The sequence below is a fragment of the Paraburkholderia sp. BR10954 genome, assembly GCF_040965775.1.
GTDB classification, from domain to species: domain Bacteria; phylum Pseudomonadota; class Gammaproteobacteria; order Burkholderiales; family Burkholderiaceae; genus Paraburkholderia; species Paraburkholderia youngii.
Map to the genome: position 1 here is coordinate 49,619 of NZ_JBFRCK010000004.1, position 21,558 is coordinate 71,176.

A 21,558-nucleotide genomic window follows, 5' to 3' on the forward strand; every position below is an offset into this window, starting at 1 on the left:
CACAACGGACACCGATGTTCTCGCAAACCGATTTCGTCCATATGGAACGCGCTCTCTCGCTCGCGAAGCGCGGCATGTACACGACCGACCCGAATCCGCGCGTCGGTTGCGTGCTCGTCAGAAACGGCGAGGTGATCGGCGAAGGCTACACGCAGCCGGCCGGCCAGGATCACGCCGAGATTCGCGCGCTGAAGGACGCGCGCTCGCGCGGCCACGACCTGCGCGGCGCGACCGCCTACGTGACGCTCGAACCGTGCAGCCATTTCGGCCGCACGCCGCCGTGCGCCAGCGCGCTGATCGAAGCACAGATCGGCCGCGTGATCGCGGCGATGGAAGATCCCAATCCACAGGTGTCCGGCCGCGGTCTCGCGATGCTGCGCGAAGCCGGTATCGAAGTGCGCTGCGGGCTGCTCGCAAACGAAGCGCGCGAGCTGAACATCGGCTTCGTGTCGCGCATGACGCGCGGCCGTCCGTGGGTGCGCATGAAGGTGGCGGCATCGCTCGATGGCCGCACCGGCTTGCCTTCGGGTGAGAGCCAGTGGATCACGAGCGCGGCCGCGCGCGCCGACGGTCATGCGTGGCGTGCGCGCGCGTCGGCGATCCTGACGGGCATCGGCACCGTGCGCGAAGACAATCCGCGCATGACCGTGCGGGCGGTCGATACGCCGCGCCAGCCGCGCCGCGTGCTGATCGACAGCCAGCTCGACGTGCCGCTCGACGCGCAGATCCTGGCTGGCGCGCCGACGCTGATCTTCTGCGGCGAGCTCGATGCGCGTCTCGAAGAACGCGCGGTTGCGCTGCGCGAGCGCGGCGCCGAGATCGTACCGCTGCCGAACGCGTTCGGCAAAGTGGATCTGCCGCGCATGCTGAGCGTGCTCGGCGAGCGCAACGTGAACGAATTGCACGTCGAAGCCGGCTACAAGCTGAACGGCTCGCTGCTGCGCGAAGGCTGCGTCGATGAACTGCTCGTCTATCTGGCGCCGAGCCTGCTCGGCGTGGACTCGATGAGCATGTTCAATCTGGACGCGCCCGACCTGCTCGAAGACCGTGTGAAGCTCAATTTCCACACGGTCGAGCGGATCGGCGACGACCTGCGCATCCTCGCGCGCTTCGCACAGCCAAACGTACCCGGGACCGACGCCGTGTCCCCCACCGTTTCGAAATGATCAAGGATTAGCACGATGTTTACAGGAATCGTCGCGGCAGTGGGCCGCATCGAATCAGTCAAGCCGCTCGGCGCGGGCGGCGACGCGGGCGTACGCCTGAACGTCGAAGCCGGCGGCCTCGACCTCGCCGACGTGCAGCTCGGCGACAGCATCACGATCCAGGGCGCCTGCATGACGGTGGTCGCGAAGACCGCTCATTCGTTCGAAGTCGACGTATCGCGCGAAAGCCTGAACCGCACGGCCGGTCTCGGCGAAACCGGCGAGGTCAATCTCGAGAAAGCGCTGCGCGCGCATGACCGGCTCGGCGGACATATCGTGTCCGGACACGTCGACGGGCTCGGTACCGTCACGCGTTTCGCGCCGGTCGGCGAATCGCACGAGCTGCGCATTCTCGCGCCGCGCGACATCGGCCGCTATCTCGCGTACAAGGGTTCGATTACGGTCAACGGCGTGAGCCTGACCGTGAACTCCGTCGCTGATCGCGACGACGGCTGCGAGTTTTCGATCAATCTGATTCCGCATACCGTGCAGGTGACGGCGCTCAAGCATCTGCGCGATGGCGTGAAAGTGAATCTGGAAATCGATCTGATTGCGCGCTATGTCGAGCGAATGCTCAATGCGCCACACGATGGCGATCAATCGTTGAAGTAGTCACGCGCCGTCGAGGCGGTCAAGCGCCCCGATCGGATGCCGCGCGATGAGAACGGTGAGACACCGCGGTCGTTCACGATCACGCCGACGCCGGGCATTTGCACGGCGCGTCAGACAGATTCCGATCGCACCTGCGACTTTAGATCGAGCAAACCTTCCTCATGCGTCGCTAACGACGCTTCAAGACGCCGCGCGAGCTTCGTCAATCGAGCTATCGACGCGCGGCACCGTTGCGCGGCATGGTTGGACAGATTCAGCACGCACTCGCGAATCGCGCGGCTGAGCGCCGCGTGAAGGCGGCCATAGTCGACGCCCGCAACTTCGCGAACCAGTCCATCTGCACCCGTACGCTCGACGGCGATATCGTCGAAACCGGCATCGTCAGCCAGCTCGATGCGTGCGAGCGAAGCGTCGGGCTCGATCAGATAATCGCCCAGCAGCCTGTCTGCCTCGCGCCGATACAGCTCGAATATCGATTGCGACAGCGCATTGCACAGCCCGATCACGTCACGCGTCGCCGCATGCGCATCGAGCAACGCGGGCAGCGTCGGCACGATGCCGCGCCACACCGCGTTGGCCAGCTGCTCCTGCTGTTGCTCGAGCCGCTCGAGCGCCGCCTGCGACGACTCGCCAAGTTCGGCAAGCAACGGCAGCACATCGCTTCGCAGGTTGCCGAGCACATTCTCTTCCAGATGATGCAGCAGCACCTCGACCCGCTTGCGCCGTTTATACGCGAGCGCCGGTCCGGCGATGTCGAGCAACGCGGCGTACAGCCGCTCGAAGCCCGCATCACTCATGGCCGCCGCGGTCTGTCCCGCCTCGCGCGCCACATACGCTGAGACCGACACCGGCGGTTTCAGCAGCGCCTTGTCGACGCCCATCGCGACGAGCTTGTGTTCCGCCCGCACGCTGACGTCGTGCTCCTGCAGCGCGCGACGCGACGCGCTCTTGTTGCGCAGACACTTGACGAGTTCGCCGTCGACTTCGTCTTCCTCGTACTCGTCGCTACGAGTCACGACCGGCAGCAGCGGCTTGTTCCGATGCAATTCGCGGCCGAGCTCGTCGAGATCCTGCACCTGGCCGGGCGAGGTGGAGCTGGTCAGCCACAACACACCGTCGGCGCTATCGGTGAAGCGCTGCGTTAGCGCAGCGTTTTCCGGCGTCACCGAATGCAATCCCGGCGTGTCGAGCAGCACCAGCTTTGCGCCGAGACGCACGCCCTGCAGCCGCGAAGTCGTTTCGGTCGCGCCTTCGGTAAAGGGCTCCGATGTCTCGACGACGCGGCCCCCATCCAAATGGAAATACTGCACGCTGCGCTCGTGCGCGGCGAAGCGCTCGGCGAGGAAATTGCAGAACGAGCTCTTGCCCGCGTTGAACTTGCCGAACACGAGCAGCAGTGCCTGATCGTCGAAATGATCGGCGAGGTTTCGGACTGCTTCGAGGCTCGACCACTGTTGCATCGATGCTTGCACGCTGTCACGCAGCAGCGTGCTGATCGTGTCGGCCTGAAGGGCCAGTGCGCTGTTTGCGTGCAAGCCGTCGCACTTCAAGCAGTCGTTTTGCAGATCGGCGTTCAGCTTCGCGAGCCAGTCGTTCAGCGCATGCAGCAGCGCGTCGGTATCCTCGGCGATGAAGTCGAATGCATCGACCTCGGCGATGAATCGTTGCTCGTGGCTCGCGTCGGCTTTCATGCGCGCGCCTCCAGTATCCGCATCGCGGCCGTCGCGCCGTCCGATGCGACGAGCGCTGCTTGCGTATCGGCGATCTGCGCGGCCAGCGCCTTGCGGTCGGCGGACAACTCGTAGTAGTGCGTGAACTCGCGCTGCATGCGTTCGCGTCCCGTCGCTTCGCAGAACATGCGGCGCAGATCCTTGCGAAACTTCACCGACACGCCCATCACCGCGATCATCACCGAGTTCAGGCTTTTCGCCGCGGTGTGCTGCTCCGCCGGCAGACCGATGACACCGTGCCCGGCCAGCATCGCATCGATCTCGATGCACGCGCGCGAGTACGCGATCTGGATGCGCGCGCGCTCCAGTTTGCCCGCGGTGATCGCGTAGGCGTCCTTCGCGGTATCGGGCACGATCGCGTGATCGGTGCCGAGCGCATTCAACATCGCGCCGATGTCCCCGCTGACTTTGTCGATGACGGCCGCGAGGCTCCGATCGAAGGCCTGCTTTTGTTGCTGCTGCGTGGTGCGCAGAATCTCCAGCGACGTCAGCCGTGCCGCGCGCAGCCGTTGCAGTTCGTCGCGGATTTCGCCGATCAGCAGCGTGGTTTCGTGAGCGCGCGCATCCGGCACACGCGCGAGTTCCGCGCGCAACGCGGTATGCAGCGCGGGGATGCCGCTCTTTTCAAGCAGCAGTTTCTTGCCGCCGTCGAGCCCCTTGCGATGCCGCATCGACGACACCGCGTTCAGCGCGATGCCGGGCATCTGCCGGTCGATCGCTGCGCCGATGTTCCGCAACGCGGCGTCGTCGGGGAGCTGGTCGACTTGTGACAGCAGGAACAGCGTCTGCCGCCCGGTCCTGACGCGATCGGCGTCGAGCTCGGTCAGCAGCGTCAGTTCCTTCGCATCGAGCTCGCCCTCTTTCGCGGCGTGCACGAACAGGCGAATGTCGGACTTCAGCCACGCGGCGCGCAACGCTTCGCGGTCGTCTTCGCTGCCGACGTCGGCGTCGAGTCCCGGCGCGTCGAGCCAGCGCACGCCCTGATGCACGCTGTCGGACAGGCGCACCGTTTCGCGCCGGTCGGACACCGCGAACGCATCGCGGCCCAACAGCTCGTTGAGCAGGCTGCTCTTGCCGTGGTTGTATTTGCCGACGACGGTGACGACCGGTTCACTGTCGTCGATCAGAATCAGCAGGCGCGCCAGATCGTGGGCCCGCTCGGGCAGCACGGACGCGACATCGTGCGCTGCCTGCTCACGAAGTTTGCTCGACACCGTCGACTCCTCGACGCTTCAGGGGATTGATTCGACCGACAGGACCGCCGGCCGTTGGCAACGAAAGGCGGCGGCCGTGTCGCCACGGCGCCGCCTCGTGCGATCACGCTTCGGCCGAAGCGCGCAGACGATAGACGAGCTGGTTGTCCTTACCTTGAACCAGCGGCGTGATCGTGAAGTTGAACTCGATGTCCTTGTACGCATCGGCCTTCAGGCCCAGCGCCGAGCCACCGGTTTTCTCGACGACCGGCGGGATCAGCTCTTCGCGCGTTGCATACGCGAAGTCGTCCCAAATCAGCGGATCGCCTTCGATGTTGAACTGCGTAGTCAGCTTGCGATGACCGTCGCTGCTGACGAAGAAGTGCACGTGCGCCGGACGGTTGCCGTGACGGCCCAGCACGTTCAGCAGTTGCTGCGTCGCGCCGTGCGGCGGGCAGCCATAGCCCACCGGCATCAGCGTGCGGAATTCGTACTTGCCGTCGGCACCGGTCTTCACCGCGCCGCGCAGGTTGAACTCGGTCTGTGCGCCGGTCGGATCGAAGTGCGAATAGAAGCCCTTCGAGTTCGCGTGCCAGCACTCGACGAGCGCGCCGGCGACCGGCTTGCCGTCCAGATCCTTGACCGTGCCGCGGATCACGAGCGGGCCCGCGTCTTCGTCGGCGTTGATGTCGATCTTCGACACGCCGTCGCGCACCGGCGCGCCGGCCACATACAGCGGGCCTTCGATCGTGCGCGGCGTGCCGCCTTCGAGACCGATCTTCTTGTCCTCGGCGTCCATGCGGATGTCGAGGTACTTCTCGAGACCGAGGCCAGCTGCGAGCAGCGCCGCTTCGCCGTCCTGGCCGAGCTTGTTCAGATAGTTGACGCCGGCCCAGACTTCGTCGGGCGTGATGTCGAGGTCATCGATTGCCTTGAACAGGTCACCCAGCAGACGGAAAACGATCTGCTGGAAACGTGCGTTGCCGTTACCGGCATCGACGTTGGAAGCGGCCTTCAGCAGATCCTGCACTTCTTTGGTTTCAAATACTTTGACGCTCACGATGACTGTCTCCAGTTGGTATAGGGGGAAAAGATGGCTTTGGATGCGCTCGCCTTCAAACAGCGCCTGGCCCCTGGGCTCAGATGTCGTCGTCCCGAATCGACGACGGGTGACGACACAGAGGCGTCACCGAAATCTTCATGTACGGGAACAGAGGCAAACCGGACAGAATGTCGTGAAGTTCGGCATTGCTCTCTACATTGAAGATGCTGTAATTCGCGTACTCGCCAACGAGGCGCCAGATATGACGCCACTTGCCGCTACGCTGGAGTTCCTGCGAGTAAGCCTTCTCGCGGGTCTTGATTTCGTTCGCCACTTCGGCCGGCATGTCGACCGGCAGGTTCACGTCCATTCGCACATGGAAAAGCATCGTTGACTCCTCTTGATCCGAATCCGTTTAGCGGGTGACCTTCATCAGCCCGTCTCGAGTGAATCGCTTGACCTTCGCCTCGTCGAGTTCGATGCCGAGACCCGGGCCATTCGGCACGGTCAGTTCGAAGTCGCTGTAATCAAGCGGCGTGGTCAGAATTTCTTCGGTGATCAGCAACGGCCCGAACAGTTCGGTGCCCCATTGCAGGTTCGCGAAGCTCGCGAACAGATGCGCCGACGCGACCGTGCTGAACGCGCCTTCGAGCATCGTGCCGCCGTACAGCTCGATGCCGGCGGCATCGGCGATCGTGGCCACGCGCTGCGCGGCGAACAGGCCGCCGCTCTGTTCGATCTTGATCGCGAACACATCGGCGCCGCCGTTCTTCGCGATCTCGAACGCGCTGTCCGGACCTTGCAGGACTTCGTCGGCCATCAGCGCGACCGGGAAGCGCCGCATCAGGCGCGCGAGCGCCGCGGCGGATGCAACCGGCTGCTCGACCAGCTCGCAGCCCGCTTCGGCCAGCGCCGGAATCGCCCAGGCGGCCTGGGTCTCGCTCCACGCCATGTTCACGTCGACACGCACCGCGGCGCGCTCGCCGACCGCTTTCTTGATGTCGGCGACGTGTTTGATGTCGGTCTTCAGTTCCTTCGCGCCGATCTTCAGCTTGAAGACCTTGTGGCGACGCACGTCGAGCATGTGCTCGGCTTCGGCGATGTCCTTCGCGGTATCTCCCGACGCGAGCGTCCACGCAACCGGCAGGCGCTCACGGCGACGGCCGCCGAGCAGCTCGCTCACCGGCACGCCGAGGCGCTTGCCTTGCGCGTCGAGCAGCGCGGTTTCGAGCGCGCTCTTCGAGAAGTGATTGACCTTGACCAGCTTGCCGAGGTGCGCCATCAGCGCTTGGATCTGCGTCGCGTCCTTGCCGATCATCGCCGGGGCGAAGTAGGCGTCGATCGCGAGCTTCATCGCCTCGGGGCTTTCCGGGCCATAGGCCATGCCGGCGATCGTGGTGCCTTCGCCGAGCCCGACGATGCCGTCGCTGCAGTACACCTTGACCAGCATCAGCGTCTGCCCGTACATCGTGGCGACCGACAGCTTGTGAGGGCGGATCGTCGGCAGATCGACGAGGCGGGTTTCGATACGTTCGATGGTCGCTTGGGTCATGGCGGCTGCGGCGAGAGGTGAGTTCATTGGATGTTTTTATACCCCTCGCCCATTTGGCCCGTCCAATACTTTTCCCGTCCTCTTTCATACCTTCAAGGTATGGTGAAACCCGCAGCCCCGGCACTTCTATGGATTTTGCGTCGCAACATGCATGTTGCGCATTGAAAAAGAGGCCGTTTTCTCGCCGCGAACATGATCTGCGCCAAGCTTCGATGCTCGCAGAGCATGTTGTGCGCGGCAGGTGTGACTGGCGACAAAGCCTCACGCCTCGGACAGCGCGCTGACCATCACGTAGTACCCGTCCGGATCGCGCCGCGCGAATTCCAGCGTGCCTGTATGCGAATTGATGCGCGGCTCCTGTTCGAGACGATCGACCAGCGATCGGGCCCGCGCGACGCACGAATCGAAATCATCGACCCGGAAAAACAGCAGCAGGCCGTTGCCGGGTAGACCATTGTCGCGGCTCGTCAACGTTGGGTGTTCATGCGCGCCCCACTGATGCAGACACAGCAACACGGTGCCGTCCGTGTCGCGGATCTGTCCGAAGTCGTCGTGAGCGGGCGACGTCGGCGGCTGACCGAACAGTTGCTGATACCAGCCGAAGCTGCGAGCCACGTCATCGACCCCGATGATCGTCCAGGTGCGCTTCATACAAGCCTCCATCCGGCGAACGATGCGAAACCTATAGCTCACCGCGCGCGGCCAGCGCGGTGATACGGTCGGCCGTGCGGCACGCGATCGCCTGGATCGTCAACGACGGATTCACGCCGCCGACGGTCGGAAACACCGAGCCGTCGCACACCCACAGGTTGCGGATGTCCCAGCTGCGGCAGTCCGCATCGACGACGCTCGTCGCCGGATCGTCGCCCATGCGGGCGGTGCCGTTCAGATGGCAGGTGTCGTCGGTCTCGCGCCAGATCTCGTTGCCCCCCGCGGCTGCGAGCGCCTGCTCCATGAAGTCTAGCGAATGCGCGATGAGCCGCTTGTCGTTGTCGCACCATGAATAGGTGACGCGCGCGATCGGCAGCCCGTACTGGTCCTTTTCGTCTGCAAGCGTCACGCGGTTGCGCTGCTGCGGCAGCATCTCGCCGACGATCTTCAGCCCCGCCTGGTGGTTGTACTTGAGCATCTCCGCGCCGAGCGCGTCACCCCACAAGCCACGGCCGTTCTGCACCGCGACCCAGCCGTTCGGCAGCGGCCCCTGGCTCATGTAGCAGTAGCCGCCGAAAAAATCCTTGCCCTTGTCTTCGTAGTTCCAGTGCTCGGTGAGCGCGAGCGACGGCGGGCCCTTGTACCAGCGGATGTCTTCGTCGAAGGTGCCGTAGACAGCCTGATTCGACTGCGCCATCAGGTTTTTGCCGACGAGTCCCGAGCTGTTCGCGAGTCCATCCGGAAAGCGGCTGTTGGCCGACATCAGCAACAGGCGCGGCGTTTCGATCGCGTAGCCGGCCACCACCACGTGCTTCGCGCGCTGGAATCGCCAATGCCCTTCGCGCAGATATTCGACGCCGGTGGCGAGCCCCGCGTCGTTGGTGACGACGCGGCCGACCATCGCCAGATCGCGCACTTCGGCGCCGGCACGCAGCGCACGCGGAATCCACGTAACGAGCGCGCTTTGCTTCGCGTTGGTCGCGCAGCCGGACACGCAAAAGCCGCGGTACACGCACGGATGCGCGCGGCCGCGCGGCGCGGAGATGGTGGCGAGCGGCGTCGGGCACCAGCCGATGCCGAGCGCCTCGGCGCCGCGCGCGAGCACCAGCGCCGCCGCGTTCAGCTCATGCGCGCGATACGGATAGCGCGGCCGCTTAGGACCCCACGGATAGTTGACCGGTCCGGAGATTTTCAGCGCGTCCTCGACCTCGCCGTAGTAGCGCCACATCTCGCGCCAGTCGAGCGGCCAGTCGGCGCCATAGCCGAGCACGCTGCGCGATTTGAACCACTCGGGCCGAAAACGCAGCGACACCATCGCGAAATGGACCGTGCTGCCGCCGACCGCCTTGCCGCTGTTGTTGTGGCCGAGCTTCAGCGGATTGTCGCCGTCGCAGATGCGCTCGTCGGTCCAGAACAGCTTTTCCTGATGCGCCTCGTCCGAAGCGAACTCTTCGAGCGGACGCCACCACGCGCCGGCATCGAACGCGACGACCCCGAAGCCTTTCTCCGCGAGCCGGCACGCGAGCGTGCCACCGCCGGCGCCGGTGCCGACGATCGCGAAATCGACCTCTTCGCCGTCGGAGTACGTGCGCATCGGCACCCAGCCGCCGCGCTGGAACACGTCGGGGGCGCGGCCGTCCTTGCCGCGCGGCCGTTGCTGCGCGTCATCGGACACGGCGGTTCTCCCTCGTGGCCTGCTCGTGCGTGTCGGGCGTCGCTTCGACCGCCTCCCACGGATCGCGCCGGTTCAGGTACATGCGCACGTAGCCGCGCGGATTCGCCGGGCCGCCGAAACCGATCTCGCTCCACGCATGCGGGTGCGAGTAGTAGAGCCCGCAGATGTCGTGCAGCACCCGCTCGCTGAAAAACAGCTTCGACGGCATGCCGCGCCACGCGGGGTTGGTCAGTTCGCCGCGCTGCATGTCGCCGAGCAGCGCGATCTGCGCGTCCTGCGCGAGGCTCGCGAACGGCAGGCCGCCGCGCTCGCGGGATTCGGCATCGAGCGCGGCGAGGCCGATGCGCCAGGCGTCGCGCATCGGCGGCAAACGGGCGTCGCGGTAGCCGTCATTGCTGTTGCCGGCGAGGCGCGCGTCGAGCAGCGCGGCGAGCGGCACCACCGGTTGCGCGTTCGCTTGCGGCACGATGCGCGCGCACAGCGACGTGACCGCGAGCCATTCGACGGCGCTGAAAAAGCGCGGCTCGAGCGGTGTCGAGAGGCGTTCCGCGATCACCGCGCGGGTGTGAGCGTCCCACGACGGCGTCGCGCGTTTGTCGAGCACGTCGTAGCCGGGATAGCGGGTGGCTCGGGTCGAGCGTGGTTGGTGGGTCATTTTTCAGTCTCCCGCAGACGCAGCGCGGCGAGCCCGGCGAGCGCCAGCGCGGAAAAGCTCGGCGGCGCGGGCAGCGGCGGCCCGTCGAACAGGTTCTGGCTCCAGTTGCGCCAGCCGCCCTGGCGACGCGCGATCCCGCGCGCGTGAAAACCCGCACCGATAAAGCCGAGCGCGGCCGTGATGCGCAACCACAGCCGCGTGTACCAGCGCTCGCGCGGAGCGGCCAGCGCGGCATGCGCGAGCAGCGCCGCGGTGACGGGCGGAATGCTGACCGGCGCGTACATCGCGCGATGCTGGAACGCGCCGCGAAAATGCAGCAGTGCGGCCTCCCCCACGGTGCCGACGAGACCGGCCGCGACCAGCAGACCGAGCGCCTGGCCGGCCGGCATGCCGAGCAGTCGCGGGTCGGCGGCGGGCTGGTCGCGCAGCCGTTCGGCGACGGCACCGAACGCGCCCGACAGCAGCAACGCGATCGGCGCGCCGAGCGGCGCCGCGTGAAACAGGTTGTTCCAGCTCCAGCCGCCCGGGCGCTTCATCACGTTGTAGACATGGAACCCCGTGCCGGCGATGCCGGTCGCCGCAGCGCTCAGATAGATCCCATGGCGTGCGCGATGCGTTTGGCCGCGACGATCCGCGCCGCCATGCAGCCCCGCGGCGAGCGATAGGCTCGCACTGACGAGCGGCGCGAACATCGCGGGATTCTCGAACGAGCCGCGGTAGTGCTCCATCGCGCTGTCGGCGAGCACCGACAGCGCGAGCAGCGCGGAGCTATGGTTGAAGGTGCGGGCCGCTTCGACGTGTGCCTGGACCTCGTCAGTGGGTTTTCTCGTGTGCACACGCGCCGGGAACGTCACGGAGGCTCGACGCTCGCGGTGTCGCAGGCCGCTCCCGCGAGGTTCGGGATGCGGCTCGGGTCCTCGCGCGCCGCGCGCGGCCCACGTCGCGACGGCAGCAATCGCCGCCGCCGTGTACAGCACTCCGGGTACGCCTGAAGAGCTCATCGATATCGCTTCCTTGTTCTGGCCTGCTTTATTTGATGAGGTAGCGCGCGGCGTCGCCATGCTTGAACTCGAGCCCGCAACCGGGCCGCGACAGATCCGGCTCCATCTGGCCATCGCGCAAACGCGGCGCGCCGTCGAACAGCATCGCTTCGATCCGGGCGTGGTCGTGGAACCACTCCTGATGTCGCAAGCGCGGCGCCGCGCACGCGACGTGCAGATGCAGCGCCGGCGCGCAGTGGGCGGACAGCGGCACGTGATATGCGTCGCACAGCGCGGCGGCCTGCAGAAAGCCGGTGATGCCGCCGCAACGGCTCGCGTCGGCCTGCAGCACGTCGACGGCACCGGTTGCGAGCAGGTGGCGGAAATCGTCGAGCGTGTAGCCGTATTCGCCAGCGGCGATCTCCATGCCGGCCGGCACGTGCTCGCGCACGGTGCGCAGGCCCGCTTCGTCGTCCGACGACACGGGCTCCTCGAACCAGCTCACCTGGTGCTCGGCGAAGCGTTGCGCGTAGTACAGCGCCCGCTGCGGCGTGAACGCGCCGTTCGCGTCGACGAACAGGCCCGCGCCGCCGATCGCCTCGCGCGCCGCCGCGACGCGCACCGGGTCCTTGTCGGGCTCGCTGCCGATTTTCATCTTGACCCACCGGCAGCCGTCCTGCGCGACCCAGCCAGCGAACTGCTGCTGCAAGCGCTGGTTCGTGTACGTGGTGAAGCCGCCGCTGCCGTAGACCGGCACGGTCGGGCGCAGCGCGCCGAGCACGCAGACGAGCGGCGCGCCTAGCAGCTTCGCCTTCAGGTCCCACAGCGCGCAGTCGATCGCGGAAATGGCGGTGGCGGCCAGTCCCGCGCGGCCGAGATTGCGCACCTGACGTTGTAGCCGTTGCCAATGCGCGCCGACGTCCAGGCCGTCGTGATTCAGGACGCAAGCGGCGAGCGCGCCCTGAATCAGTGCGACGATGCAGGCGTCGCTGTATGTGTAGCCGATGCCGGTGTCGCCGCCCGCGTCGACCTCGACCACGACCAGCGTGGTCGCGTCCCACGCGAACGTGCCGTCGGCTTCCGGCGCGTCGGTCGGAATCCGGTACGCGCTTGCGCGCAGCGTGGTGACGGGCGCCTGCGACGAGCCCCCGCTCGTGACGCCGCGCCTCATGGCCGCGCTCTTTGGACGTGCGCGTGACGCCTTGCAGTGATGCAATAGCCGACGGTCCCCGACATTGCAGTCTCCGGGTGGAAGTGAGACGAAGCTGCCTGCCGCGCCGCAAGTACCGTTCCGCACTATTGCAGTCCGTAAAGCGGGCCGCGATGGCAACCACGCCCCGCTCTTCGTCAATCGGCCAAACCGCCTATGTCGTCTGGCGGAGGCGACTTGGGCCCGCGCGTGGCGTAAAATACGCGCTTTCCCGAAAAACTCGCCAACATGACGCTCGCCTCCACCCAAGAGATCATCGCCGAACTGAAAGCCGGCCGGATGGTGATCCTCGTCGACGAAGAAGACCGCGAAAACGAGGGCGACCTCGTGATCGCCGCCGAGTTTGTCACTCCGGAAGCGATCAATTTCATGGCTCGCTACGGCCGCGGCCTGATCTGCCTGACGCTGACCCAGGACCGCTGCAAACAGCTGAACCTGCCGCTGATGACCTACCGCAACGGCACGCAGTACGGCACCGCGTTCACCGTCAGCATCGAAGCGGCCGAAGGCGTGACGACCGGCATCTCGGCAGCCGACCGCGCCCGCACGATCGCCGCCGCGGTCGCGCCGGACGCAAAGGCCGAACACATCGTGCAGCCGGGGCATATCTTCCCGATCATGGCCCAGCCGGGCGGCGTGCTGGTGCGCGCCGGCCATACCGAGGCCGGCTGCGACTTTACGAGGCTCGCGGGCCTCACACCGGCCGCGGTGATCTGCGAAGTGATCAAGGACGACGGCACGATGGCGCGTCTGCCGGACCTGCTCGAGTTCGGCAAGGAGCACGGCCTGAAGATCGGCACGATCGCCGATCTGATCCACTATCGCAGCCGCACGGAATCGATCGTCGAGCGTATTTGCGAACGCACGATGCAAACGGCGCATGGTTCGTTCCGCGCGGTCATGTATCTCGACCAGCCGAGCGGCCAGCCGCATATCGCGCTGGTGCGCGGCACGCCGTCACCCGATCGCGACACGCCGGTGCGCGTGCACGAGCCGCTGTCGGTGCTGGATCTGCTCGAAGTCGGCGAATCCACGCACTCGTGGACGCTCGATGCGGCGATGAAAGAAATCGCGGAACGCGATCTCGGCGTGGTCGTGCTGCTGAACTGCGGCGACTCGAAAGACCATCTGATCGACGTCTTCAAGGCGTTCGACTCGAAGGAAAAAGCGGACGCGCTGAAGCGCCGCCCGGTCGACTTCAAGACCTACGGCGTCGGCGCGCAGATTCTGCGCGAACTCGGCGTCGGCAAGATGCAGGTGCTGTCGAACCCTCGTAAGCTCGGCAGCATGTCGGGTTATGGTCTCGAAGTCACGGGCTTCATTCCGATGCCCGGCAGCAAAACGCAAGCCCCGCAAGTCTGATCCGGCCACTCACGCGCCTCGCGCCCACTCAAACACTACGGAATTCACATGGAAATCGGACAATATCAACCGAATCTCGACGGCGACGGACTGCGCATCGGCATCGTCCAGGCGCGCTTTAACGAACCCGTCTGCAACGGCCTCGCCGACTCCTGCATCGAAGAACTCGAACGCCTCGGCGTGACCGGCGAAGACGTGCTGCTCGTCACGGTGCCGGGCGCGCTGGAAATCCCGCTTGCGCTGCAAAAGCTCGCTGAAAGCGCGCAATTCGACGCGCTGATCGCGCTCGGCGCGGTGATCCGCGGCGAGACGTACCACTTCGAACTCGTGTCGAACGAAAGCGGCGCGGGCATCACGCGCATCGGCCTCGACTTCGGCATTCCGGTCGCGAACGCGGTGCTGACCACCGAGAACGACGAGCAGGCCGTCGCGCGCATGACCGAGAAGGGTCGCGACGCCGCGCGCGTGGCTGTGGAGATGGCGAACCTCGCGGTTGCGCTCGAACAGCTCGGCGGCGATGACGACGAAGATGAAGACGAAGACGATGAGGAAGAGGCATGAAGAGCGCACGCCGACGCTCCCGCGAACTGGCCACGCAGGGGCTTTACCAGTGGCTGCTGTCGGGCTCGCCCGGCGGTGAGATCGACGCGCAACTGCGCGGCGCGCAAGGTTACGACAAGGCCGACCATGAGCATCTGGACGCAATCCTGCATGGCGTGATGCGCGATTCCGAGGAATTGTCCGCCGCGATCGCGCCATGCCTCGATCGTCCGATCGATCAGCTGTCGCCGGTCGAACGCGCGGTGCTGCTGGTCGCCGCGTTCGAACTGAAGAATCACGTCGACATTCCGTATCGCGTGGTCATCAACGAAGCGGTCGAGCTGACCAAGACGTTCGGCGGCTCGGATGGCTACAAGTACGTGAACGGCGTGCTCGACAAGCTCTCGGCGCAACTGCGCGCCGCCGAAACGCAGGCGGCTCGTAAGAGCTGAGCGCTGCGCGGGCGGGGCCATGCCGTGCATCGGCTCCCGCCACGCCGCATTGCACAGGGCGAAGCACCGCGAGCGCCCGCAAGGACGCCGCCGTGCGCATCGATGAGCGCATCATTCGATGAGTGGGCGCCGTTCCCTGCTTCTGAATTGGATCTGACCGTATGAACTCCGTGACCGAACCTCTCGTGCGGCTTGCCGCGCGCGTCGATGCCATCCAGCCTTTCTACGTGATGGAACTGGCCAAAGAGGCCGCGATGCTCGAACGAGCCGGGCGCGACATCATTCACATGGGCATCGGCGAGCCGGATTTCACCGCGCCCGAACCGGTCATCGAGGCGGCCGCGAGCGCGCTGCGCCGCGGCGTCACGCAATACACGAACGCGCTCGGCGTGCACGAGCTGCGCGACGCGATTTCCGCGCATTACGCCGAGTTCTACGGCATCGACGTCGATCCGGCGCGGATCGTGGTCACGGCGGGCGCGTCGGCAGCGCTGCTGCTCGCGTGCGCGGCGCTCGTCGATCGCGACGACGAAGTGCTGATGCCCGACCCGTGCTATCCGTGCAACCGCCATTTCGTGATCGCCGCCGAAGGCAGGCCTGTAATGGTGCCGAGCGGGCCGGCAGAGCGCTTCCAGCTGACCGCCGCCGACGTCGAACGCCTGTGGGGCGAGCGCACCCGCGGCGTGCTGCTCGCGTCGCCGTCGAATCCGACCGGCACGTCGATCGAGCCGGCCGAACTCGAGCGGATCGTCAAGGCCGTGCGCGCGCGCGGCGGCTTCACGATCGTCGACGAGATTTACCAGGGCCTCAGCTACGACGCGAAGCCCGTGTCGGCGCTGTCGTTCGGCGACGACGTGGTCACTGTCAACAGCTTCTCGAAGTACTTCAACATGACCGGCTGGCGACTCGGCTGGCTCGTCGTGCCGCCCGCGATGGTCAGCGCGTTCGAAAAGCTCGCGCAAAACCTGTTCATCTGCGCGTCGGCGCTCGCGCAGCACGCGGCGCTCGCCTGCTTCGAGCCGGAGACGATCGCGATCTACGAAGCGCGGCGCCTCGAATTCAAGCGACGCCGCGACTTCATCGCGCCGGCGCTTGAATCGCTCGGCTTCTCGGTGCCCGTAATGCCCGACGGCGCGTTCTACGTGTACGCCGACTGCCGCGATGTCGCGCATCCCGCGGCCGGCGACAGCGCGGCGCTCACGAAGGCGATGCTGCACGATGCCGGCGTCGTGCTGGTGCCGGGCATGGACTTCGGCACGCACGCGCCGAGGGATTACATCCGGCTTTCGTATGCGACCGCGTATCCGAAGCTCGAAGAGGCTGTCGAGCGGCTGGCGAAGCTGTTCGGGCGGCATTGATCTGAGGCACCGAGCCGGCGGCGATCGGCCTGCCAGACGAAAAAAAAGGACACCGACGGGGTGTCCTTTTCTATTCATGCGGCTGGCAAACGTCTAACTCAAGCCCCCAGCTCCGACGCCGACGCCACATGGCGCGTTGCCGAATTGGCGCTGGCGTCGTCCTGCTGATCGGCCGGCTGCGAGTGCGCCGCCGGAGTCTCCGAGCTCAGCGCGTGGCCGCCCTGCAATGTCACCTGGACGCGCTTGCCGTTGCCGCCGCTCGTCGAGGCGGCTGGCGCCGGCGTCGTCGACGCGCTCAGCACCGGAGCTTGCGGCGCATTTACCGGCACCTTGCGGCCGCGTGCGACATCGCGCAGACGACCGCGCTCGGCCATCACCTTCGCGCCGTAGCCACCGTCGTCCGACGTGCTCGAGCCGACGTACAGACGCAGGCCGCCCGGCAGCGAGCCGCCGCGCGCGATGCAATCCTTCAGCACGAGCGCACCGACCTTGATGTTCGCGAGCGGTTCGAGTGCAGCGCTCTGGCCGCCGAAATACAGGAATTTGTCCGAATGCACCTTCGACATAACCTGCATCAGGCCCTGTGCGCCGACGCCGCTCTCGGCGTAGGGATTGAAGCCCGATTCGATCGCCATCACTGAGAGCAGCAGCAGCGGATCGAGGCCGACTTCGCGGCCGGTGTCGAACGCGGCCCTCACGAGCTCGCTGACGGGTTCCTGCGCGACGCGATAGCGCCGCGCAAGGTACGACGCGACCAGGTCCTGCTCGTGGCTCGACACGAGCACACGGTCGTCGCGCGCATCGGCGGACACGCGTTGCTGCGGAATTAGACGCGCGAGCGCGCTGACGCCCTGCATCGTGCGCGGATCGAGGCCATTGAGCGCGACGGTGCTGGTGCCCTGCGTGGCAGCGTTGTCGAACGCGCCGTCGAAGCTGGTGGTCGCCGAGGTCAGGGTCATGCTGCCGTCGCTCGACCCATCGGCGGGGCTCGGCGTGTTCGGCGCTGTCGGAGAATTTGCCGACAGCGATTCGTCGGAGGATGCACCGGCGTTTCTGAGCGGTCCGATGGCCGGCAGCGGGTTGCCTTGCAGCAGGCGGGCGGGACCCGCTTGCACGGCGGCGGAAATGACCGGCATCAGACGCGCAGCCAACACGCCGCGCCAGGTCGGCATCAGCCACAGTGCAAGAGCCAGCACCACGGCGATCCCGCCGACAATGCTGAACAGGTGATGACTCAGTCGCGTCCCGCGGCGCAGCGCACCGCGCACAACCTGCGCAATACGCTCATCAGGACGCCACGATAACCAGGCGTTCATTCAGATCTCCCATCTTGCATGATCCGCGAACCCGCCGGGTCAAATCAGGCGGTACAGCGCGCTCGCAGAGTCAAGACGTCGCGTGCTCTCTGGTTGGGCAGCAGCGACGTCGGGAAAACGGCAACAAATACCGTTTCGGGGAGCCATCTCAAAAACAGCCCACACATACTCAATGTGTACGGGCCTGGCTCCCACGCGAAAAACCAGCGTTGGTGGACGCTGGTGAGGGACTTCAATAATGCCGTTCTACCCTGCAGGGAAGTAAAACGGTGACGCGTTGCGTCTGAGGACCGGGGGCGACGGTAAAAAGGTTAACGCCCTGCAACCAATGTGGACGGATTCTATGCACGGTTTTATAGATCGTCAACACTATAGAATGCAATATCTATAACTATTTGTAATTATAAACAGTGTTCAGTCCGCCGGAAGCCCTGTTCTATGTGCGTTTTAGGCGATCCGGCCCTGGCTTTTCGGGATTGACCATTTGGTTGATTACGTGCGCTGCCTAACGCAGGTAAAATCGACAATCGTTTTTTTGCGCCACGCAGATACCACCGTCGGTCCTGCTGCGCCCTCAGTCCTATGCGCCGTGCATGCGGCCCTGAACCCGTCACAGATGAAATACAAAGACTTGCGCGATTTCATCGGCCGCCTCGAGGCGATCGGTGAATTGCGCCGAATTTCGCAAAAGGTGTCGCCGAATCTCGAAATGACCGAACTGTGCGACCGTGTACTGCGCGCGGGCGGTCCGGCTCTGCTGTTCGAGAACACCGAGCGGCACGCGTTCCCGGTGCTCGGCAATCTGTTCGGCACGCCGCGCCGCGTCGCGCTCGGCATGGGCATCGATGCCGAAGCGGGCGCGGGCGACCAGGCGGCGCTCGAATCGCTGCGCGACGTCGGCCGGCTACTCTCCGCGCTGAAGGAACCGGAAGCGCCCAAAGGTCTGAAGGACGCCGGCAAGCTGCTGTCGCTAGCTAAGGCCGTGTGGGACATGGCGCCGAAGACGGTCAGCGCGCCGCCCTGCCAGGAAATCGTTTGGGAAGGCAACGACGTCGACCTCGGCAAATTGCCCATCCAGACGTGCTGGCCCGGTGACGCCGGGCCGCTGATCACCTGGGGTCTGACCGTCACGAAAGGGCCGAACAAGAGCCGACAAAACCTGGGTATCTATCGCCAGCAACTGATCGGGCGTAACAAACTGATCATGCGCTGGCTCGCGCATCGCGGCGGCGCGCTCGATTTCCGCGAGTTCGCGCTGAAAAATCCAGGCAAGCCGTATCCGGTGGCCGTCGTGCTCGGCGCGGACCCGGCGACGACCCTCGGCGCGGTCACGCCGGTGCCCGACACGCTGTCCGAATACCAGTTCGCCGGCCTGCTGCGCGGCGGGCGCACCGAGCTCGCGAAATGCATCACGCCGGGCGTCGACGGTCTGCAAGTGCCCGCGCGCGCCGAGATCGTGCTCGAAGGCTTCATCTATCCGCAGGAAGGCGCGCCCTCGTCCGCTCCGGCCGGCGCGCCGCCGCGTCCGTCGAAGGGTGCGTCGGCCATGTACGAACACGCGCTCGAAGGCCCGTATGGCGATCACACCGGCTACTACAACGAACAGGAGTGGTTCCCGGTCTTCACCGTCGAGCGGATCACGATGCGCCGCGACGCGATCTATCACTCCACCTACACCGGCAAACCGCCCGACGAGCCCGCGGTCCTCGGCGTCGCGCTGAACGAAGTGTTCGTGCCGCTGCTGCAGAAGCAGTTCACCGAGATCACCGACTTTTATTTGCCGCCCGAAGGCTGCAGCTACCGCATGGCGATCGTGCAGATGAAGAAGAGCTACCCCGGCCATGCGAAGCGGGTGATGTTCGGGGTGTGGAGCTTCCTGCGGCAGTTCATGTATACGAAGTTCATCGTCGTCGTCGATGGGGACGTCAATATCCGCGACTGGAACGAAGTGATCTGGGCGATCACCACGCGAGTGGACCCGACGCGCGACACGGTGCTCGTCGACCGCACGCCGATCGACTATCTCGATTTCGCGTCGCCGGTAGCCGGCCTCGGCTCGAAGATGGGGCTCGACGCGACCAACAAGTGGCCGGGCGAAACCGACCGCGAATGGGGCCGCCCGATCGTGATGGACGAGGCGGTCAAGCAGCGTATCGACAGCTTGTGGAACGAGTTGGGCCTCGGTCTGTAAACGCGCGCCAGACAACACAACTAATAACGGATGGAGCGCTCGCGCGGATGCACGCTTTTTCAATGATGTCGGACGGCTTTTTTCTGTCCTTGTCGCTATGCCTCGATATCGGTCTCGTCAACGTCGCGATCATTTCGCTGACGCTGTCGCACGGCTTCCGGCCGGGCTTCTGGCTCGGCCTCGGCTCGTGCGTCGGCGATCTCATTTACGCGGCGCTCGCGCTCGCGGGCATGGCTGCGCTGCTGCAGTTCGAATCGGTCCGCTGGGTCGTGTGGATCGGCGGCGCGGCGATCCTGCTGTTTCTCACCTGGAAGATGGCGCGTGAAGCGATGTTCCCGGCCACGGCACCCGCTGTTGCCGGCGAAGGCGACGCTACTGCGCATCAGTCGCCATGGCGCGGCTTCCTGCGCGGCGTGCTGCTGGCGGTGTCGTCGCCTTCGGCGATCCTGTGGTTCGCGGCGGTCGGGGGCGCGCTGATCGCGAAAGCCGGCGCAACGAGCCCGACCACCGCGCTGATCTTCCTCGGCGGCTTCTTTCTCGGCGGCCTGTGCTGGACGCTGTTTATCTGCGGGCTCGGCAGCCACGGACGCAAGCGCGCGGGCGCCGGTCTGCTGCGGGCGTGTCACGTTCTGTCAGCGCTGCTGTTCGCATATTTCTCGTACAGCGTGATCGTCAACGGGTATCACGACCTGATCGTACAGAGCACTGCACAAGTGGCAAGCTGAAGCGGCTTCACGAACAAAAATACGGCTCGCATCGGCGAGCCGTATTTTCTTCATGCGACTCGACGTGAGTCGCTCATGCGAGGTACTGCGCGAGCTTCGGCAAATCGACGTTGCCGCCGCTCACCACCACGCCGACGCGCTTGCCCTTCACCGGCACGATGCCATTCAGCACCGCCGCCGCCGCGAGGCAACCGGTCGGTTCCACGACGATCTTCATGCGCTGCGCGAAAAAGCGCATCGTCTCGATCAGTTGCGCATCGCTGACCGTTTCAATTCGCGCGACCAGCCGACGGATGACCGCGAACGTGTAGTGGCCCAGATGCGTCGAGGCCGCGCCATCGGCGATCGTGCGCGGGGTATCGATATGCACGATCTCGCCGCGCGCGAGCGACTGCTGGGCGTCGTTGCCCGCTTCGGGCTCGATGCCGATCACCGTGCAAGCCGGACTCAGCGCAGCAGCCGACAACGCGCTGCCGCTGATCAATCCGCCGCCGCCAAGGCACACGAATAACATGTCGAGCGGGCCGGTTTCGTCGATCAGCTCCTTGACCGTGGTGCCCTGCCCGGCAATCACGTGCGGATGATCGTACGGCGGAATCAACGTCATGCCGCGCTCCTCGGCCAGGCGCCGGCCGATTTCCTCGCGATTTTCCTTGTAGCGATCGTACGTGATCACTTCGCCGCCGTAGCCTTTGGTCGCGGCGACCTTGGCCTCGGGCGCGTCGTGCGGCATCACGATCGTCGCGTGAATGCCGGCGAGTCGCGCCGACAGCGCGATGGCCTGCGCGTGATTGCCCGACGAATAGGTCAGCACTCCGGCCTTGCGCTGCTCCGCGTCGAAATGCGAAATCGCGTTGTACGCGCCGCGGAACTTGAACGCGCCCATGCGCTGGAAGTTTTCGCACTTGAAGAACACCGACGCGCCGGTGCGCTCGTCGAACGTGCTCGACGTCAGAACGGGGGTGCGGTGCGCGACGCCTTCGAGACGCGTGGCGGCGTCGAGGACGTCATCGAAGGTGGGAGCGGGAAGCGCTTGCATCGGCGAAACTCTCCTGGAGCGGTGGCGAAGCAGCCATTCTCCCAGCTTCATCCATGCTTTGGAACGGTGC

The 21,558-nt window shown here is 65.6% G+C and carries 20 protein-coding genes; 8 read left to right on the forward strand and 12 right to left on the reverse strand.

Going from position 1 to position 21,558, the window contains the following annotated elements; translation table 11 throughout:
- Positions 1 to 14: 14 nt before the first annotated feature.
- The gene (ribD, locus tag AB4Y34_RS07620) at positions 15 to 1,166 is read left to right on the forward strand and encodes a bifunctional diaminohydroxyphosphoribosylaminopyrimidine deaminase/5-amino-6-(5-phosphoribosylamino)uracil reductase RibD (RefSeq protein WP_368715685.1); all 1,152 of its coding nucleotides are present in this window, start codon (positions 15 to 17) and stop codon (positions 1,164 to 1,166) included.
- 15 nt (positions 1,167 to 1,181) lie between these two features.
- Entirely contained in the window at positions 1,182 to 1,817 is a 636-nt protein-coding gene (locus AB4Y34_RS07625) for a riboflavin synthase (RefSeq protein ID WP_176381216.1), read from the forward strand.
- 110 nt (positions 1,818 to 1,927) lie between these two features.
- On the opposite strand, the gene AB4Y34_RS07630 is transcribed toward AB4Y34_RS07625, so the two are convergent.
- From AB4Y34_RS07630 to AB4Y34_RS07675, 10 genes are all read right to left on the reverse strand, one after another.
- Entirely contained in the window at positions 1,928 to 3,508 is a 1,581-nt protein-coding gene (locus tag AB4Y34_RS07630; RefSeq protein WP_368715686.1) for a GTPase, read from the reverse strand.
- Positions 3,505 to 4,761 (reverse strand): GTPase, encoded by a 1,257-nt coding sequence (locus AB4Y34_RS07635; RefSeq protein WP_368715687.1) that lies wholly within the window; start codon positions 4,759 to 4,761, stop codon positions 3,505 to 3,507. Before AB4Y34_RS07635 ends, AB4Y34_RS07630 begins: the two co-directional genes overlap by 4 nt.
- Positions 4,762 to 4,864: 103 nt before the next feature.
- On the reverse strand, positions 4,865 to 5,800 hold the full coding sequence (gene catA / locus AB4Y34_RS07640; RefSeq protein ID WP_368715688.1) for a catechol 1,2-dioxygenase: 936 nt from the start codon (positions 5,798 to 5,800) through the stop codon (positions 4,865 to 4,867).
- 79 nt (positions 5,801 to 5,879) lie between these two features.
- The gene (catC, locus tag AB4Y34_RS07645; RefSeq protein WP_368715689.1) at positions 5,880 to 6,170 is read right to left on the reverse strand and encodes a muconolactone Delta-isomerase; all 291 of its coding nucleotides are present in this window, start codon (positions 6,168 to 6,170) and stop codon (positions 5,880 to 5,882) included.
- Between the two features lie 27 nt (positions 6,171 to 6,197).
- Complete coding sequence (locus AB4Y34_RS07650; protein ID WP_368715690.1) at positions 6,198 to 7,334, reverse strand: muconate/chloromuconate family cycloisomerase; 1,137 nt, start codon at positions 7,332 to 7,334, stop codon at positions 6,198 to 6,200.
- Positions 7,335 to 7,595: 261 nt separating this feature from the next.
- Positions 7,596 to 7,985, reverse strand: coding sequence for a VOC family protein (locus AB4Y34_RS07655; RefSeq protein ID WP_368715691.1), 390 nt, complete (start codon positions 7,983 to 7,985; stop codon positions 7,596 to 7,598).
- A gap of 31 nt (positions 7,986 to 8,016) precedes the next feature.
- Positions 8,017 to 9,660 (reverse strand): GMC family oxidoreductase, encoded by a 1,644-nt coding sequence (locus AB4Y34_RS07660; protein WP_368715692.1) that lies wholly within the window; start codon positions 9,658 to 9,660, stop codon positions 8,017 to 8,019.
- Positions 9,650 to 10,315, reverse strand: a complete 666-nt coding sequence (locus AB4Y34_RS07665; protein WP_368715693.1) for a gluconate 2-dehydrogenase subunit 3 family protein — start codon at positions 10,313 to 10,315, stop codon at positions 9,650 to 9,652. Before AB4Y34_RS07665 ends, AB4Y34_RS07660 begins: the two co-directional genes overlap by 11 nt.
- A complete protein-coding gene (locus tag AB4Y34_RS07670; RefSeq protein ID WP_368715694.1) occupies positions 10,312 to 11,316 on the reverse strand; it encodes a hypothetical protein in 1,005 nt (334 codons plus the stop codon). The genes AB4Y34_RS07665 and AB4Y34_RS07670 overlap by 4 nt, the downstream gene beginning before the upstream one ends.
- Before the next feature lie 28 nt (positions 11,317 to 11,344).
- Positions 11,345 to 12,466 carry an enolase C-terminal domain-like protein gene (locus AB4Y34_RS07675; RefSeq protein ID WP_368715695.1) on the reverse strand — a complete coding sequence of 374 codons (1,122 nt, stop codon included), beginning with the start codon at positions 12,464 to 12,466 and terminating at the stop codon, positions 11,345 to 11,347.
- Positions 12,467 to 12,733: 267 nt separating this feature from the next.
- Between AB4Y34_RS07675 and ribBA the strand changes: the two genes are divergently transcribed.
- From ribBA to AB4Y34_RS07695, 4 genes are all read left to right on the forward strand, one after another.
- Positions 12,734 to 13,867 carry a bifunctional 3,4-dihydroxy-2-butanone-4-phosphate synthase/GTP cyclohydrolase II gene (gene ribBA / locus AB4Y34_RS07680; RefSeq protein ID WP_176124418.1) on the forward strand — a complete coding sequence of 378 codons (1,134 nt, stop codon included), beginning with the start codon at positions 12,734 to 12,736 and terminating at the stop codon, positions 13,865 to 13,867.
- A gap of 48 nt (positions 13,868 to 13,915) precedes the next feature.
- Positions 13,916 to 14,428, forward strand: a complete 513-nt coding sequence (ribH, locus tag AB4Y34_RS07685; protein WP_013090228.1) for a 6,7-dimethyl-8-ribityllumazine synthase — start codon at positions 13,916 to 13,918, stop codon at positions 14,426 to 14,428.
- On the forward strand, positions 14,425 to 14,859 hold the full coding sequence (gene nusB / locus AB4Y34_RS07690) for a transcription antitermination factor NusB (RefSeq protein ID WP_176105300.1): 435 nt from the start codon (positions 14,425 to 14,427) through the stop codon (positions 14,857 to 14,859). The genes ribH and nusB overlap by 4 nt, the downstream gene beginning before the upstream one ends.
- 161 nt (positions 14,860 to 15,020) lie before the next feature.
- Complete coding sequence (locus tag AB4Y34_RS07695) at positions 15,021 to 16,217, forward strand: pyridoxal phosphate-dependent aminotransferase (protein WP_368715696.1); 1,197 nt, start codon at positions 15,021 to 15,023, stop codon at positions 16,215 to 16,217.
- A gap of 98 nt (positions 16,218 to 16,315) precedes the next feature.
- Here AB4Y34_RS07695 and AB4Y34_RS07700 read toward each other — a convergent pair whose 3' ends face one another.
- Positions 16,316 to 17,533 carry a transglycosylase SLT domain-containing protein gene (locus AB4Y34_RS07700; RefSeq protein ID WP_368715697.1) on the reverse strand — a complete coding sequence of 406 codons (1,218 nt, stop codon included), beginning with the start codon at positions 17,531 to 17,533 and terminating at the stop codon, positions 16,316 to 16,318.
- A 616-nt stretch (positions 17,534 to 18,149) separates the two neighbouring features.
- Between AB4Y34_RS07700 and AB4Y34_RS07705 the strand changes: the two genes are divergently transcribed.
- Both AB4Y34_RS07705 and AB4Y34_RS07710 read left to right on the forward strand, forming a co-directional pair.
- Positions 18,150 to 19,724 carry a UbiD family decarboxylase gene (locus AB4Y34_RS07705; protein WP_368715698.1) on the forward strand — a complete coding sequence of 525 codons (1,575 nt, stop codon included), beginning with the start codon at positions 18,150 to 18,152 and terminating at the stop codon, positions 19,722 to 19,724.
- A gap of 47 nt (positions 19,725 to 19,771) precedes the next feature.
- Complete coding sequence (locus AB4Y34_RS07710) at positions 19,772 to 20,449, forward strand: LysE family translocator (RefSeq protein WP_176381204.1); 678 nt, start codon at positions 19,772 to 19,774, stop codon at positions 20,447 to 20,449.
- Between the two features lie 73 nt (positions 20,450 to 20,522).
- On the opposite strand, the gene AB4Y34_RS07715 is transcribed toward AB4Y34_RS07710, so the two are convergent.
- Positions 20,523 to 21,488: a threo-3-hydroxy-L-aspartate ammonia-lyase gene (locus tag AB4Y34_RS07715; protein ID WP_368715699.1), complete on the reverse strand. Its 966-nt coding sequence runs from the start codon at positions 21,486 to 21,488 to the stop codon at positions 20,523 to 20,525.
- Positions 21,489 to 21,558: the final 70 nt, after the last annotated feature.